The 283-nt window shown below is 74.6% G+C and carries 1 protein-coding gene; it reads right to left on the bottom strand.

All coding sequences use genetic code 11. The features are described 5' to 3' along the window. Positions 1–283, bottom strand: a 283-nt coding sequence (locus tag LB467_RS18855) for a sigma 54-interacting transcriptional regulator (protein ID WP_224475687.1), incomplete at both ends; no start/stop codon positions are given.

The raw sequence follows: 283 nt of genomic DNA, 5'->3' as shown, positions 1-283 counted from the left end.
CTTCGCGCAGGAAGATCGTGCCGCCCCGGACGCTTTCGAGCCGGCCGACCCGGCGCGCCGCAGCACCGGGAAAGGCACCCGCCTCGTGCCCGAACAGCTCGGATTCGAGCACATCGGCGGCAACGCCGGCACATTCGACCGAGACGATCGGATCGGGCCGGCCGGAGAGCCGGTGGATCTGGCGCGCCATCATCTCCTTGCCGCTGCCCTTGCCGCCCAGGACGAGCACGGGGGCGCCGCTCGGCGCGACGGCGGCGGCGAGCGCCATGGCGCTCGCCGCCGC

The sequence above is a fragment of the Salegentibacter tibetensis genome (assembly GCF_020164485.1).
Taxonomy (GTDB): domain Bacteria; phylum Bacteroidota; class Bacteroidia; order Flavobacteriales; family Flavobacteriaceae; genus Salegentibacter; species Salegentibacter tibetensis.
The sequence above is the reverse complement of the archived record's forward strand: the minus strand, read 5'-3'. Positions and strand labels throughout refer to the sequence as shown.